General features: G+C 55.5%; 12 protein-coding genes, 1 tRNA gene and 1 pseudogene. 7 read left to right on the top strand and 7 right to left on the bottom strand.

Annotation, left to right across the window (positions count from 1 at the left end; translation table 11 throughout):
* Window positions 1–540: 540 nt before the first annotated feature.
* The gene (locus AB6T85_RS11150) at window positions 541–1,614 is read left to right on the top strand and encodes an acyltransferase family protein (RefSeq protein WP_369895599.1); all 1,074 of its coding nucleotides are present in this window, start codon (window positions 541–543) and stop codon (window positions 1,612–1,614) included.
* 87 nt (window positions 1,615–1,701) lie between these two features.
* On the opposite strand, the gene AB6T85_RS11155 is transcribed toward AB6T85_RS11150, so the two are convergent.
* Complete coding sequence (locus tag AB6T85_RS11155) at window positions 1,702–2,913, bottom strand: sugar transporter (protein WP_253461269.1); 1,212 nt, start codon at window positions 2,911–2,913, stop codon at window positions 1,702–1,704.
* A gap of 469 nt (window positions 2,914–3,382) precedes the next feature.
* The gene (locus AB6T85_RS11160) at window positions 3,383–4,573 is read right to left on the bottom strand and encodes a macrolide family glycosyltransferase (protein WP_253459873.1); all 1,191 of its coding nucleotides are present in this window, start codon (window positions 4,571–4,573) and stop codon (window positions 3,383–3,385) included.
* Window positions 4,574–4,761: 188 nt separating this feature from the next.
* Between AB6T85_RS11160 and AB6T85_RS11165 the strand changes: the two are divergent.
* A pseudogene (locus AB6T85_RS11165) lies at window positions 4,762–4,916 on the top strand (IS3 family transposase); the annotation flags it as partial.
* A gap of 198 nt (window positions 4,917–5,114) precedes the next feature.
* Entirely contained in the window at window positions 5,115–5,417 is a 303-nt protein-coding gene (locus AB6T85_RS11170) for a hypothetical protein (protein ID WP_369895600.1), read from the top strand.
* A 448-nt stretch (window positions 5,418–5,865) separates the two neighbouring features.
* Here AB6T85_RS11170 and AB6T85_RS11175 read toward each other — a convergent pair.
* The 3 genes from AB6T85_RS11175 to AB6T85_RS11185 all read right to left on the bottom strand — a co-directional run bounded on the left by AB6T85_RS11175 (window position 5,866) and on the right by AB6T85_RS11185 (window position 8,064).
* Window positions 5,866–5,942: transfer RNA gene (locus tag AB6T85_RS11175), tRNA-Pro, on the bottom strand.
* Window positions 5,943–6,075: 133 nt separating this feature from the next.
* Window positions 6,076–7,824 (bottom strand): LPS biosynthesis-modulating metalloenzyme YejM, encoded by a 1,749-nt coding sequence (yejM, locus tag AB6T85_RS11180; RefSeq protein ID WP_253459874.1) that lies wholly within the window; start codon window positions 7,822–7,824, stop codon window positions 6,076–6,078.
* 12 nt (window positions 7,825–7,836) lie between these two features.
* Entirely contained in the window at window positions 7,837–8,064 is a 228-nt protein-coding gene (locus AB6T85_RS11185; RefSeq protein ID WP_125288209.1) for a YejL family protein, read from the bottom strand.
* Between the two features lie 156 nt (window positions 8,065–8,220).
* On the opposite strand from AB6T85_RS11185, the gene yejK reads away from it, so the two are divergent.
* The gene (yejK, locus tag AB6T85_RS11190) at window positions 8,221–9,225 is read left to right on the top strand and encodes a nucleoid-associated protein YejK (RefSeq protein ID WP_253459876.1); all 1,005 of its coding nucleotides are present in this window, start codon (window positions 8,221–8,223) and stop codon (window positions 9,223–9,225) included.
* 91 nt (window positions 9,226–9,316) lie between these two features.
* Here yejK and rplY read toward each other — a convergent pair whose 3' ends face one another.
* Both rplY and radD read right to left on the bottom strand, forming a co-directional pair.
* A complete protein-coding gene (rplY, locus tag AB6T85_RS11195; RefSeq protein WP_125288207.1) occupies window positions 9,317–9,601 on the bottom strand; it encodes a 50S ribosomal protein L25 in 285 nt (94 codons plus the stop codon).
* Between the two features lie 141 nt (window positions 9,602–9,742).
* The gene (gene radD / locus AB6T85_RS11200; RefSeq protein WP_301251151.1) at window positions 9,743–11,497 is read right to left on the bottom strand and encodes a DNA repair helicase RadD; all 1,755 of its coding nucleotides are present in this window, start codon (window positions 11,495–11,497) and stop codon (window positions 9,743–9,745) included.
* Between the two features lie 165 nt (window positions 11,498–11,662).
* Between radD and rsuA the strand changes: the two genes are divergently transcribed.
* The 3 genes from rsuA (at window position 11,663) to AB6T85_RS11215 (ending at window position 14,237) form a co-directional block, all read left to right on the top strand.
* Window positions 11,663–12,376, top strand: coding sequence for a 16S rRNA pseudouridine(516) synthase RsuA (gene rsuA / locus AB6T85_RS11205; RefSeq protein WP_253459880.1), 714 nt, complete (start codon window positions 11,663–11,665; stop codon window positions 12,374–12,376).
* A gap of 10 nt (window positions 12,377–12,386) precedes the next feature.
* Window positions 12,387–13,595, top strand: coding sequence for a Bcr/CflA family multidrug efflux MFS transporter (locus AB6T85_RS11210; RefSeq protein WP_253459882.1), 1,209 nt, complete (start codon window positions 12,387–12,389; stop codon window positions 13,593–13,595).
* 309 nt (window positions 13,596–13,904) lie between these two features.
* Window positions 13,905–14,237: a YejG family protein gene (locus AB6T85_RS11215; RefSeq protein WP_253459886.1), complete on the top strand. Its 333-nt coding sequence runs from the start codon at window positions 13,905–13,907 to the stop codon at window positions 14,235–14,237.
* The last annotated feature ends 7 nt before the right edge of the window (window positions 14,238–14,244 follow it).

The raw sequence follows: 14,244 nt of genomic DNA on the forward strand, positions 1-14,244 counted from the left end.
CACCTGACACCTGACACCTGACACCTGACACCTGACACCTGACACCTGACACCTGACACCTGACTCCTGAGCCTGAGCCTGAGCCTGAGCCTGAGCCCCGAAGGCTGTAAGTAATTATACGCGGCTGTATCAGGCTGTTGGCCAGTCAGCGCTGAACCACCATACCGCCTTGATCTGGCTGATATCTCAGTAAGCATTGGCTGGTACTTTCTGATAATAATTAATTAGCGCGATATTCAAGTGTGGAAAATGGTTACTTTCACTATCTGAATAAGCTGGGCGGTGGGCAAAAAGGCTGAATTGTAAACGTTTACAGACAGGCAAAGCTTTTTCAGAACTTTCCGGTAAGAGACGTCACCTTATGCTCGTTTTCGTTATACTTTGTAAGTTATTTAAAATTAAGGTGATTTTTTTACAACCCTGCTTCTCTGGCGGCCAGCTTTTATGCCGCATCCTTTTCTAAGATTCCTCCCATGTGTGAAGTGTTGTTTATGAGTGCTATGTTGCCGCTTTTGTTGTTTTAGGCTATCAGAGGTCACCATGGAAACGCGAATAAAACACCTGGATGGAATGCGGGGACTAGCAATACTGCTGGTGATCGGCTTTCATGCCTGGGCCAGATGGCCTGAATACCTGGGGTACGTTTCGTTTACTAAGGATTTTCCTTTATTCGCCTGGGGCTATCTGGGCGTGCCGCTGTTCTTTATGATTTCCGGGTTCGTTATTTTTATGACCCTGGATAAATCAAAAAGCTTTATAAACTTTATGTTTAAGCGCTGGCTGCGGCTCTTCCCGGCCATGCTGATAGTAACGCTGCTGATCTTCGCTACGGCCAGCTTATTTAGCGAAAGACCGCTCGGCGTCCCGCATCCGGCCAATGCCATTCCGGGCCTGACTTTTATCAGTCCAGAGATACTCCAGTATTTAACCGGTGTGGCCTTTAAACCGCTGGAAGGATCGTTCTGGTCGCTTTACGTTGAAGCCGCGTTTTATATCTTTATCGGTGCCGTCTACTTTACGCTGGGCAGAAAATACTGCCTGCCTTCGCTGCTGGTGCCGATGTTTCTGGTGGCGGGCGCCTCCGCCTTCAAAATGATTGGTCATCCGGCCATTGCGGATTTTATCTCCAAGTTCGGCTTTATCCACTACTCATGGTTTATGATCGGTTGCCTGGTGTATGAGCGGCTGCATCAGCGCGACGCCAAATTCCATTACGCACTGGTGCTGGTGGCGGTGTTGATTAACTTCAGTTATTACATCAAAAACAATGGCTATATCGTTATTTTACCGCTGCTGCTGATGCTGGCGCTGTTTATCGTCAGCTTTTACAGCCGGCTCGTGGAACGACTGCTGTCAGGAAAGTTCCTGACGCTCACCGGCTTTATCAGCTACACCATCTATCTGCTGCATGAAAACATGCTGATCGCTACGTTAAGGAAGCTGGAGCGCCATATCAGCAGCGATTACGTGATGGTCTTTATGCCGATAGCGGTAGTCGCCGCGCTTTACCTGGTTGCCTGGCTGATCACTAAATACATTGAACCGGCCGTCAGAGATACGCTGAGGAACCTTATTCTGTTCCGAGGGAAAAAGAAGGCGCTGCCCAACGGCTAAGCGCGAACGGGCAGGGCGGTTGCTGGCAGAGAGGGCACAGCGGCCGTAAAGCCGTAAAAAAAGGGCGCAGATGACTGCGCCCTGAGTTTATTTCACTTCGGTAATCACGCTGCCTTCATGGGTGGACGGCTGCTCTTTTGTCTTGCGGAAGATCGCCACCGCCAGCACCAGCGCCGCGACGGCAGGTATAGCGCCGATATAGCCCACCGAGGACATGGAAAGATCCAGGCTAACCTTATTGCCCAGCAGCGCGCCCGCGCCGATGCCAATATTGAAAATACCGGAGAACATCGCCATAGCAACATCGGTGGCGTCCGGTGCCAGCGTCAGCACTTTCATCTGCATCCCCATGCCGATCATCATAAAGGCCATGCCCCAGAACAGCCCCAGCACAATCAGGCCGGCCTTGCTGGCCGCTACCGACGCCAGCAGCAGCAGGCAGATCGACAGCAGTGCGATAGAGCCGGTCAGCAGCGGCGACAGGCGTTTTTCGCCGCTCTTGCCAAAAATAATGCTGCCGGTAATGCCCGCAATGCCGAAAATCAGCAGCAGAAGCGTGGCGAAGCTTTGGTCAAATCCGGCTACTTTCTCGACAAAAGGTTCAATGTAGGTAAACGCGGTAAAGTGCGCGGTCACCACGGCGACGGCCAGCACGTAAAGGCCCACCAGCGCAGGGCGGCGCAGCAGGTCCGGCAGGCTTTTCAGCGAACCGGTATGCTCCGACGGCACGCGCGGCATAATTTTTAAAATCAGACCCAGCAGCACTAAAGCCCCGACGCCAATGGCCAGGAAGGTGCTGCGCCAGCCGAATGCCTGACCGATAATTCTGCCCAACGGCAGGCCCAGCACGGAAGCCAGCGCGGTAGCGGTCGCAATCAGGCTCAGCGCCTGCGCTCTTTTACCCGGCGGGGCCAGCCTGACCGCCAGCGATGCGGTAATAGACCAGAACAGCGCATGGGCCAGCGCTACGCCCGCGCGGCTCAGCAGCAGCACGTCGAAACTCCAGGCGAAAAAGGCCAATACATGGCTAAAGGTAAACAGGCCAAAGATCGCAATCAGCAGCACGCGCCGATCGGTATTGCTGGTCATCAGCATCAGCGGCAGCGACATTAGCGCCACAATCCACGCATAGATGGTCAGCATAATGCCCGCCTGCGCCGATTCCATGCCGAAGCTATGGCCGATATCGGACAGCAGGCCGACAGGCATATATTCCGTGGTATTAAAGATAAACGCAGCAACAGCCAAAGCCAGAACGCGTGACCAGGCAACTTTGCGTGAAACGGTAACGGTGTTCATATCAGTCATAGGCTTCTGCTCCGCAAAACTCAAAACGCGTCATTCTAGAGCCGGCCGCATAAAATTCAATCCGAAAGTGATCGTCATCACACTTTTTACATAGTTTGAAGGTTTAGAAAAGGCTATATCCTGCTACGACGTCGCTGGCCAACAGACCTGGGGAGTTATTTGCGGGCAGGCAGCAGCATGCGGTCAGGCGTAGATGTTCAGCAAAGGAGGAAACAGATAAGCATAAAGAGAGGCGCTAACGGGGGGGCCGAGGACAGTCTTGGTTACGCTGCGTTTACCACCTCGTTGATATCAGCCGCACGCTTTTGGCTTTTCCCTTCTGGTCATTTTCAGCCCCTGAATGCATTTGCGATAAAACAGCCCTGTGAGGGGCTTTGATCTATCTATAAAAGCCTGACGTCTGCCCATCAGTTCAGGCCCTCACACCGTTGCGGGCCATCACCAGCGGTTTAAAAGCCAGTCAGGCGGCGTGTTGACCTGCTGCCATGATCCGATCGAACACGTCTACGGCAGCGCTGGCACCGCCTGCCTGAGAGATTTCTTGCTGTAAGACGGCCAGGTTTCTCTGACAGGCCGGATCGGCGCTTATCTCCTGCGATGCCATAAGCAGACTGGCTGCAGAAAGGGTTTCCCGAGGCAAATATTTTCCTATGCCCAGCGCCTGAATCCGCCGGGCATTGAGGCGTTGTTCGGCCTGCTGCGGTACGGCTATCATCGGCACCCCGAAATAAACGGCCTCCATCAGGCTGTTCATTCCGGCATGGGTGATAAACAGGCTTGCCGCCTGTAGCACATCAAGCTGGGGTATCTGACGGTGAATTTCAATATTGGCGGGCAGCTCTCCCAGCTGGGCAGAATCGACATAGCGGCCAATAGCCATTACGACATGCCACTCGCTATTGGTGAAAGCCTGAATGCAGGTGCGGAAAAAGGCGGTCTGATGCGTATAAACCGAACCCAGCGAGATGACGACAACCGGCCGTCCTGCTGTTTTTAGTCGCCAGCCAGGCTGCGCGGCCAGTGGCCTGATTTCGGGCCCGACAAAGGTTACGCCAGGGGGAATAGTGTCTGGTTTTTCCTGAAAAGAGCGCGGAATAAAGGCAATGGCAGTATCGCGGGCGGCCAGGATGGCACGAAGATCCACGTTCAAATTATTGTCATGCAGCATTTTTTCCAGAATCGGTATGCAGGGCCACTCTTCGCCCGACAGGCCCAGCCACTCCTCGGACTGCCCCTGATAGCTGACGTGGGTAGGATTAAGGCTGATGGCCGGAACTTGCCAAAGATGGGCGAATATCTTGCCCAGCCAGCTAAGCGGGCCGTAGGCGATAATGTCGGGCCGGTCGTTCTCAAAGGCCGCCAGCAAAGGGCGACAGGTCGCCTGTGCTTCCCGTGCCAGCTCGCGGACAACGTAGCCCATCTCCTCTGGTCGTGGCTGCTCTTTAGTAAAAGTGGGTTCAAACAGAACCGGCGTGGCGCCGCAGGAAGCGACAAGAGAGGAAAACTCTGGCGAGGTGGTATAGCTGACCCTGTAGCCCCGCGCGACCAGTGCCTTGACCAGCCCCAGGGTCGGGTTGACGTGTCCTTGTTCAGCGCAGTTAAAAATGGCCACGTGCCGTTGGGTATTCTTGCCGCTTATATTCACCGTCATAGTCAGTTTTCCTGAAAGAATGAGAGTTAAAACCGCTTTAGTTTTCCCTGTGCCCGGCCACTGTTGTAACCGCCCGTATAGCTGGCCATTGCTATCAGTCACGTTGGCTCAGGGATTCTCAAAGATATCATTCAGTTAATGAAATTAATATGTCAGGATTTTCTCATAACAAAGAGCGCCGCCGGGCTAACAGCCTTGCACCGGGTATGAGCCGGCATGACAATATTTGGGATAATGTGGTGGCCGAGTCGTTCTTCGATTTACTGAAAAAAGAGCGTATAAGAAAAGGATCTACAAAACTCGCGATCTGGCCCGCGCCGATATCTTCGATTACATTGAAGTGCTCTGAAATCAGGCCCGGTATCATAGCCAGCCCGGGGCATCAGTCCGTAGGCCTGCGGACAGGTTTCAGCGTGAGGACAGGATCTGTCTATTGTTGAGAGGGCAGCGCGGATCTTAGCTTCTGTTGGATAGCTTTTGCCGTATGTGGTATTGCTGGCTTTGCTGCTTCTCATCTTGTCAGAGAGTGGATGGATAAAAAATGAAGAAACTTTTACTTATAGTCGCTATTTCCATGAATATAGTTAACTTTGCCTGTGCGTCTCCTACACCCAATCACACCGTTCCTGCTGGTAAGGTTGCGCAGTGGAAAGGATATGATGTCATTGTTAAGAGGGACAGCTTAGGGATTGTCACTGTTGACGGAAAACCAGCGGCTGTGGATGAAATCACAGAGAAGGCTACAGCCTATCAGCAAGGGCTGTTTAGTGTGATCATCTATAAGAGCGGTAAAGTCGCTTTGATGAAGCAAGGGCAGTTTGTAGGCTATTTGAAGAAAAGCTGACCAGGAAGGGCTGATGAGTCTCTTTTTTATGGGGCATTTGGGGAAATGTACATCATACGAGGACAGGCTTATCAAGCGCTCTGTACTATCCTGATCCCAAAATGAGTCCCTGACTGACAGACTCAGTAGTGATGCCTTTGCCAGGCCATAACTACTGTGGATTGACCGCAAATAAGGCTTACTTTTTGTGCATCACGATGCAAATAAATCCTTACAGCGTGGCGATGAGTGTACATATAGTGACTATTAACGAAGCGACTTACACCTGTCAGGAACAGTTCGTTGCCCGGTCGGACAGAGTTGTGAGCCTCTCCAGACCAATCTTAAGAAATCCATTTGTATACGTTAAATCCCCCTACCTACAGGCAACAAAAAACCCGCAAACTCAAAGAGAATGCGGGTTCTTGCGGGGTTTCCATCAGTAACCGGTACTGACAGAATAGGTATTTGGTCGGCACGAGAGGATTTGAACCTCCGACCCCCGACACCCCATGACGGTGCGCTACCAGGCTGCGCTACGTGCCGACGCGTGAGCTAATAGTACGCAAATTCGCTACGATTGCAAGCGGCTAACACGTTGACTGCTATGAAAATAGCCAACGTTGCCGTCTGGTTTACGCAGAGCAGGGCGCGGGAAATAATCTTTAAAACCCACGCCTCAGTTAGCGATAAAGCGTTTCTCTTCCGTCAGCACCTGCAACAGCAGCGTCAGCTGCGGCTTGTGATCTTTCAACCGCTGGCCCTGAGCATCCCAGGCGGTATAGCTGCCGTTGCTGTTCAGCTCCAGCGTCAGGTTCGGCGTAGTCACCACCAGCTGGCCGTCATGCATACTGGTTATCCAGTTATGGCTGCGGCGCACGGCAAACAGATCTTCGCCCTGCGAATAATCAGAAGCTGGCGTACGCACGTGCAGCAGCCGCTGCATCAGCGTAGTCATAATATCCTGATGGCTGGTCAGCTTATCAATCTGCTGCGATGGCGTATTCGGCCAGTGGATCACCAGCGGCACCTGTAGGTTTGCACGGTTGCCCATATCGTCATCGTCGTTCAACGCCACGCCGTGCTGCGCCGTGATCACCACCACCGTATTATCCAGCAGGCCTTTCTCCTGTAACGTGGCGAGCACGTTCTGGATTTGCCCATCCACCTCTGCCGCACTGCGCGCGTAGCGCCGTGCCGCTTCTTTCGCCACGCCAGCGTTTTTGCCGCCGGACAAAGAAAGATAGGAGAACCAGGGGGCGCTTTTCGCTTTCTGCGTCTCCAGCCAGCGTTGCCACTGCGCAACGGTTTGTGCATCGGACTGGCTTTCTGAAGTGGGCAGCGAATAGTCCGCCAGCAGCGCCTGACGATAGAGCGGCGAGGCAAAGCCGTCGCTGGCAAACAGGCCAAACTGGTAACCCTGTTTCGCCAGCGCCTCCGTCAGCGCCGAAGGCACGCGCGAAGAGAGCACGCCGTCCATATAGCCTGCCGAAATACCGTAAAAGAGGCCGAACAGACCGCTGTCGGCCTGGCTGCCCGCGCTGAAATGCTGCGTAAAACGCACGTTGTCCTGAGCGAACCGGGCCAGATGCGGCAGCTGTTTCGGCATCGTGGCCTCGTTCAGGCCATCCACGGTGACGATCAGCAGATTGCTGCGGGTGCCGCCATCGCGGAAAGTAATATCGTTCAGCGGATAGGCGACCGAAAGCGCCTCCGGATTACCCTGCTGCACCAGCCTGCGCTGATACTCCTGCGCATCCAGCAGGCCATGGCGTTCCAGAAAGCGGCGGGCCGTCATCGGATAAGAGAGCGGCAGGTTGGAACGCTGCATGGTGACAGGCCGATAGAAATTCGCATCGGCCCAGATATACATCAAATGGCTGGCAAAGAACGTGACGATAAACAGCACGGCCAGCGGCTTGCCAAAGCTGCGGCGATTCAGGCTGCGCAGCTTTTGCCAGCTCCAGGTAGCGAACAGCATCTCGACCAGGAAAATAGCCGGTACGCTGATAAACATCAGCTGCCAGTCACGCGCCATTTCGCTTTGATCGGGATTGACCACCAGCTCCCAGACGACCGGGTTGAGGTGCAGGTGGAAGCGGGCGAACACCGCGCTGTCAATAAGCAGCAGCGTCAGCCCGGTGGTAGCGATGATGGCGGAAAGAAAGCGCAGCAGTCTTTGCGACATCACCACAAACGTCAGGGGAAAAACAATCAGCAGATAGGCGGCGAAAACAATAAAGCTAAAATGGCCTGTCCAGCTGGTAAACGCATAGATACGCCCGACCAGCGAGGCAGGCCAGTCGGCAACAATCAGATAGCGACTACCCAGGATAAGGGCAAAGATAATGTTAAACAGGGCGAACCAGTGCCCCCAGCCAATCATCTGGGAGACTTTATCACGGTAGCGCGGCTGACTTGTTACCATAGCGGGATCACATCAGTGTGCTTTATCTTCACGTACCGAAGCCTGAAGCGCCTCGGCAAATGAACGCGCAAGCGCGCGGCGTTGCTCCGGAGCAACGCTGGTGTTCAGCAGGTTAGTCACCATATTGCCCAGCACCATCAAAGAGAGATCGGTGGGCGCCTTGTCTTTTTCAAGCACGTTGACCATTTCGGCGAGGAGTTTTTCCACGCGGTCGTCGCTGTAACGGGATGATTGTGGCATAGCGTCAAATTTATCGAGTATTAAAAGGCGGCATCTTACCGTAAAAGCGCGATTCTTTCTGCAATTTTATCATGTGGAAAAGGTTAATGTTGTTGCCTGTTGATCCCGACCACGCTCGGTGATTGAATACGCGCTTAAGTTTAAAGGAGAGTTTACATGAGTCTGGATATCGAGCAGATTGCCCTTCATCAGATGATTAAGCGTGACGAGCAGACGCTGGAGCTGGTGCTGCGGGAGTCGCTGCTGCCGGCCACTGGCCCGGTTACGGCGATGATGGAGGAGCTGCATCGCGTCTACAGCGCCAAAAGCAAGGCTTACGGCCTGTTTAATGAAGAGAGCGAGCTGGCCGACGCGCTGCGCAACTGCCGGAAGGGCCAGGATGATTTTCTGGCCTTCAGCCGCGCGGCGACCGGACGTTTACGCGACGAACTCGCTAAGTATCCCTTTGCGGACGGCGGCGTCGTGCTGTTTGCCCACTATCGCTATCTGGCGGTGGAGTATTTGCTGGTTGCGGTGCTGAACAGCCAGAACAGCATGCGCGTTAACGAAGAGCTGGATATCAGCACCACGCACTATCTGGATATCAACCATGCGGATATCGTGGCGCGTATCGATCTGACCGAATGGGAAACCAATCCGGAATCAACTCGCTACCTGACCTTCCTGCGTGGCAGAGTAGGGCGCAAGGTCGCCGACTTCTTTATGGATTTCCTTGGTGCCAGCGTGGGCCTGGATACCAAAGCGCAAAACCGTGGTCTGCTCCAGGCGGTGGACGACTACTGTGCCGAGGCGGCGCTGGATAAAAACGAGCGTCAGAACTATCGCCAGCAGGTTTACAGCTACTGTAACGAACAGCTGCAGTCGGGCGAAGAGATTGAGCTGGAAGGCCTGTCGAAAGAGCTGGCGCCGCTGGGCGAAAAAACCTTTCAGGATTTCACCCAGGAGCAGGGCTACGAGCTGGAAGAGAGCTTCCCGGCGGATCGCAGCACGCTGCGCCAGCTGACGAAGTTCGCCGGCAGCGGCGGCGGGCTGACCATTAACTTTGACGCCATGCTGCTGGGCGAGCGCATTTTCTGGGATCCGGCTACCGATACGCTGACCATCAAAGGCACGCCGCCTAATCTGCGCGACCAGCTACAGCGTCGCAGCGGCGGCAAATAAGCGCAGCGGCAGGGATGCCCGCTGCTGACAAACGCCCATAAAAAAACGCCGCATTAAGCGGCGTTTTCTTCACACAGAGATCGGTCGGCGATTAAGCGCGAACGAAGTCGATGTGGTGCAGTTTTGGCTTGAACGGGTGACGCTGTACAGCCTGCACTTTTACTTTAGTTTCTTTACCGTCAACAACCAGAGTCAGCACGTCGGTGTAGAACTCAGGCTTAACCTGCATGTTCATCACGTAGTCGTGATCCAGTTCGATAGCTACAGCTGCTTCGTTACCGCCATAGATGATGGCCGGGAATTTGTTAGCTGTACGCAGGCGGCGGCTCGCACCCTTACCCTGCTCTTTACGTTCTTCTGCATTGATAGTGAACATTGTTCAGTCTCTTTCTAAGTAATTATCCTGCTACAGGCGACCCAGCAACAGGTTGGATTGTTCAGCTTTCGCCAGCGGCAAAAGCGGGGCGCATTGTAGCAGGCAAGGCCGGTGCGGGCAACGCATTAAACACCGTGTGCCCTAACGGATCTCATTAGCGCGTCGAAAACGGCCCTGATAATCGAACACTTTTTCACGGATCTGCCAGAAATTGCGCTGTTTGCGGGCCACCACAAAATCGGGATGGCGTAGCAGCGGCTGCATCGCTACGATATCCGCCGCGTTTTCCCAGCCGAGCGGCACGCCGGGCGCTCGCTGATGCGGTCGCATAAACAGCTGCTCGAAGGCTTTGCGCTGCGCGGGCGTACTCAGGCGGAAGCGCTCGCTCACTTCGGTTGCTTCTTCATCGAAATAGCGCGCCTTCAGCCACTCGCCTTTCTCATCGCGACCGTTTTCCAGCACCATCGCAGCGCAGCGCAGCACCAGCGCATCCTTCAGCTTTAGCGCCGCTTTCAACATATCGTCGGGATCGACCAGCACCGCGTCACACTGATGGCAGCGGCGGGCGGCGATATCGTTCTCGGCGTTGCAGTGCGGGCAGCTTTTAAAGCGGAAGCGGAAGTCGCACTGCTCGCGCTCGCCGTCGTCGTCTTCCATCACGCCCTGACAACGGCGGCCAAAGTGCTCAATAATGGTGCCGTCGGCGGTGGTTTTGCCCCAGAACGTATTGGCAAAGCCGCAGGCCGGGCAGAAAACCTGCACCGGTTTATTGTCGCTTTTGCCCTTGGGCGCGCCCACTTCCGGCGTAAAGATATCGTGCGGATTACCCGCGTAGTCCAGGATCAGGCAGTCGGTTTTGCCAGGGCACAGCCGCAGCCCGCGTCCGACAATCTGCTGATACAGGCTGACCGATTCCGTAGGGCGAAGGATGGCGATAAGATCGACGTGCGGCGCGTCAAAGCCGGTGGTCAAGACCGCCACGTTAACCATGTAGCGCAGCTCGCGCGCTTTAAAGGCGGTAATAAGGGCATCGCGCTCGGCGGCAGGCGTGGTGGCGCTGATCAGCGCCTTGCTGTCGGGCAGCAGGCCCAGCACCTCTTTGGCATGCTCGACCGTGGCGGCAAAAATCATCACGCCCTGGCGATCCTGCGCAAACTCAACGATCTGCTGAATAATATGCGGCGTAATGCGCTGCTGCTGCTTCAGCTCCAGGTTGAGATCCGCCTCGCTGAACAGGCCGTTTTCCCTGGCGGTCAGGCGGCTGAAATCGTACTGCACCACCGGCATATCCAGCCTTTCCGGCGGCACCAGAAAGCCGTGTTTGATCATATAGCGCAGCGGCAGCTCGTAGATGCAGTCGCGAAACAGCGCCCGCTCGTCGCCGCGCACCATGCCGTGATAGTGGAACTGATAGATCCAGCCCTTGCCCAGGCGATAGGGCGTGGCGGTCAGGCCCAGCAGGCGCAGCTGCGGATTGCGCTGGCGCAGATGGTTGAGGATCTGCTGGTACTGGCTGTCTTCGGCGTCGCCAATGCGGTGACACTCATCCACAATCAGCAGCGAAAACTCGCTGTCGAACTGCGCCAGATTGCGGGCCACCGACTGTACGCTGCCGAACACCACCTTGCTGCGGCTCTCTTTCTTTTGCAGACCGGCGGCAAAGATATCGGCCTGCAGGCCGTAAGCCTGATATTTGCTGTGGTTCTGCGCCACCAGCTCTTTGACGTGCGCCAGCACCAGCACGCGTCCGCGCGCCAGCCGCGCCAGTTCGGCGATCACCAGGCTTTTGCCCGCGCCGGTCGGCAGGACAATCACGGCGGGCTGGTGAGAGCGACGGAAGTAGCTGAGCGTGGCGTCAACGGCTTCCTGTTGGTAGGGGCGCAGGGTAAAGGACATGATTAAATCCGCGAGCAAAGCCGCATTATGCCACGAAAGTCCGCTCCGTGCGCGCGCGCCTCTGTGCCTGAGCCGCAACTCCCGATATACTTCTGCTGTTACTCTCTTCTGACGTTCCCTACAGGAACGGTGAATTCATTCATTGAAACAGGCAGTGCAGATTTAATGCGACTTGATAAATTTTTATCTCAGCAACTGGAAGTCAGCCGGGCGATTGCCGCTCGCGAGCTGCGCGCGCGTAAGGTGACGGTTGATGGGGAAGTGGTGCGCGAAGGGTCTTTTAAGCTCAGCCCGGAAAGCGAAGTGGAATATGACGGCAATCCGTTACGGCTGCAGATCGGCCCGCGCTATTTTATGCTGAACAAGCCGCAGGGCTACGTCTGCTCCACCGACGATCCGGATCACCCAACGGTACTCTATTTTCTGGAAGAGCCCACCGCGTATAAACTGCACGCGGCAGGGCGGCTTGATATCGACACCACCGGCCTGGTGCTGATGACCGATGATGGCCAGTGGTCGCACCGCATCACCTCGCCGCGCCATCACTGTGAAAAAACCTACCTGGTGACGCTGGAAAACGCGCTGGCCGAGGATACGGCGGAGCAGTTCGCCGCAGGCGTGCAGCTGCATAACGAAAAAGACCTCACTAAGCCAGCCAGCCTGGAAGTCATCAGTGAAAATCAGGTGCGGCTGACCATCAGCGAAGGGCGCTATCACCAGGTAAAACGGATGTTCGCTGCGGTGGGTAACCACGTGGTGGCGCTGCATCGCGAGCGTATTGGCGATATCGTGCTCGATGAGGAACTGGAGCCGGGCGAGTATCGCGCCCTGACGGCGGAAGAGATCGCCAGCGTGAGACTGCCCGCAGAATTAAAATAAGGAAACAGGGATGCGTAAGGAAAAGAACTCGTCGGCGGGACTGGTCGTTATTCTTGGCCTGCTGGCTATGCTAATGCCGTTGTCGATCGACATGTATTTGCCTGCGCTTCCGCAAATCGCCCGCGAATTTGGCGTGTCGGCCGGCAGCGTGCAGATGACGCTGAACCTCTATATCCTGGGCTTTGCGCTGGGGCAGTTAATCTACGGCCCGCTGGCCGACAGCTTTGGCCGCAAGCCGGTGATAGCCGTGGGCACGCTGATTTTCGCCGTCGCGGCGGCGGCCTGCGCGCTGGCGCAAACCATCGATCAGCTGATCTTTATGCGTTTGCTGCACGGCCTGTCGGCGGCGGCGGGCAGCGTGGTGATCAGCGCCCTGATGCGCGACAGCTACTCGAAAGAGGAGTTCTCGCGCATGATGTCCTTTGTCATGCTGGTCACCACCATCGCGCCGCTGCTGGCGCCTATCCTGGGCGGTTGGATGCTGCTGCTGTGGAACTGGCACGCCATCTTCTGGGCTATCTCGCTGGCCGCCGTGGTCACCACGCTGCTGGTGGTCACGCAGATCAAAGAGACGCTGCCGCACGATAAGCGGCAAAAATTCAATATGCGCACCACGCTGCGCAACTTTCTGTCGCTGTTTCGCCACAAGCGCGTGTTCAGCTATATGATGGCCAGCGGCTTTTCCTTTGCCGGGATGTTCTCTTTCCTTAACGCCGGCCCCTTTGTCTATATCGAGCTGAACCATATTTCGCCGCAGGATTTTGGTTACTACTTTGCGCTGAACGTGGTTTTCCTGTTCCTGATGACGCTGCTGAACAGCCGCTGCGTGCGCCGCTTCGGCCCGTTGGCGATGTTCCGTCTGGGGCTGCTGATCCAGTTTACGATGGGCATCTGGCTGGTGGTGGTCAGCGCACTGAACCTCGGTTTCCTGCCGCTGGTGTTTGGCGTGGCAATGTTTATCGGCTGCGTGGCGATGGTTTCTTCTAACGCCATGGCGGTGATCCTGGAAGAGTTTCCGCATATGGCGGGCACCGCTTCCTCGCTGGCGGGCACGCTGCGCTTTGGCGTGGGCGCGCTGGTCGGCGCGCTGCTCTCCACCATGACCTTTACCAGCGCCTGGCCGATGGTTGGCTCCATTTTTATCTGCGCCGCGTTTTCCGTGCTGCTGTTTATCTACGCCACGCGCCCGCGTAAAAGCCGTCAGCGCAGCTTGCCATAACATTGACGCCCGCATCCGCGTAACAGCCTGACCCGCTTAATCCTCGCCAAAACGGGAAGCCTTGCTTCCCGGCTTTTCTGAAGCTTTGCTTCCCGGCTTTTCTGCTGATACACGCTATAATGTTGCCTTATTGTAAAAATAACTAAGCTTAAATTACTTTTGTGCAACAAAATTGATTGTTATTACGGCGCCGACGCGGTAAAAATGAGAACAAAATCACGAACTGGCGGTACTAAGCCCTCGCAGATGGGGTATGTCCACGACCAGAAACAGGCAGAAATGATGATGGCTACGGGCTGGGGAGTAGGGGTGAACAGATTACAACATTCGGTGGTGCATCGCCTGCCGCAAAGCTATCGCTGGGGAGCCGGAAAGCGGCTGGAGCCGCGTGCGCTCAGTGGTACAGAGGCGGAGGATGACCTGGTAGGCCTGAGCCTGCTTAGTCATCAGGGCGTACAGGCCTGGGATATCATGCAGATGCTGAAAGAGGCGCTGGCGGAAATTCAGCTCGACTGCGCCGTGGTCGAGTGGGAAGGCGAGCCGTGCCTGTTCGTGGCGCGTAATGATGAATGCGCCACTACCTGCCGCCTGAAAAACTTTGGCGTCGGCATTGCTGAAGCCTTTAAAAATATACCTGCCTGAGCCAGGC

Source organism: Erwinia aeris, from assembly GCF_041224955.1.
GTDB classification, from domain to species: Bacteria; Pseudomonadota; Gammaproteobacteria; order Enterobacterales; family Enterobacteriaceae; genus Erwinia; species Erwinia aeris.

Excerpts from the sequence above, each read along its gene's own strand:
- AB6T85_RS11155 (WP_253461269.1), bottom strand. The coding sequence starts at position 2,913 with ATGAACACCGTTACCGTTTCACGCAAAGTTGCCTGGTCACGCGTTCTG.
- AB6T85_RS11185 (WP_125288209.1), bottom strand. The coding sequence starts at position 8,064 with ATGCCACAATCATCCCGTTACAGCGACGACCGCGTGGAAAAACTCCTC.
- AB6T85_RS11160 (WP_253459873.1), bottom strand. The coding sequence starts at position 4,573 with ATGACGGTGAATATAAGCGGCAAGAATACCCAACGGCACGTGGCCATT.
- rplY (WP_125288207.1), bottom strand. The coding sequence starts at position 9,601 with ATGTTCACTATCAATGCAGAAGAACGTAAAGAGCAGGGTAAGGGTGCG.
- AB6T85_RS11170 (WP_369895600.1), top strand. The coding sequence starts at position 5,115 with ATGAAGAAACTTTTACTTATAGTCGCTATTTCCATGAATATAGTTAAC.
- yejM (WP_253459874.1), bottom strand. The coding sequence starts at position 7,824 with ATGGTAACAAGTCAGCCGCGCTACCGTGATAAAGTCTCCCAGATGATT.
- AB6T85_RS11150 (WP_369895599.1), top strand. The coding sequence starts at position 541 with ATGGAAACGCGAATAAAACACCTGGATGGAATGCGGGGACTAGCAATA.
- radD (WP_301251151.1), bottom strand. The coding sequence starts at position 11,497 with ATGTCCTTTACCCTGCGCCCCTACCAACAGGAAGCCGTTGACGCCACG.
- AB6T85_RS11210 (WP_253459882.1), top strand. The coding sequence starts at position 12,387 with ATGCGTAAGGAAAAGAACTCGTCGGCGGGACTGGTCGTTATTCTTGGC.
- rsuA (WP_253459880.1), top strand. The coding sequence starts at position 11,663 with ATGCGACTTGATAAATTTTTATCTCAGCAACTGGAAGTCAGCCGGGCG.
- yejK (WP_253459876.1), top strand. The coding sequence starts at position 8,221 with ATGAGTCTGGATATCGAGCAGATTGCCCTTCATCAGATGATTAAGCGT.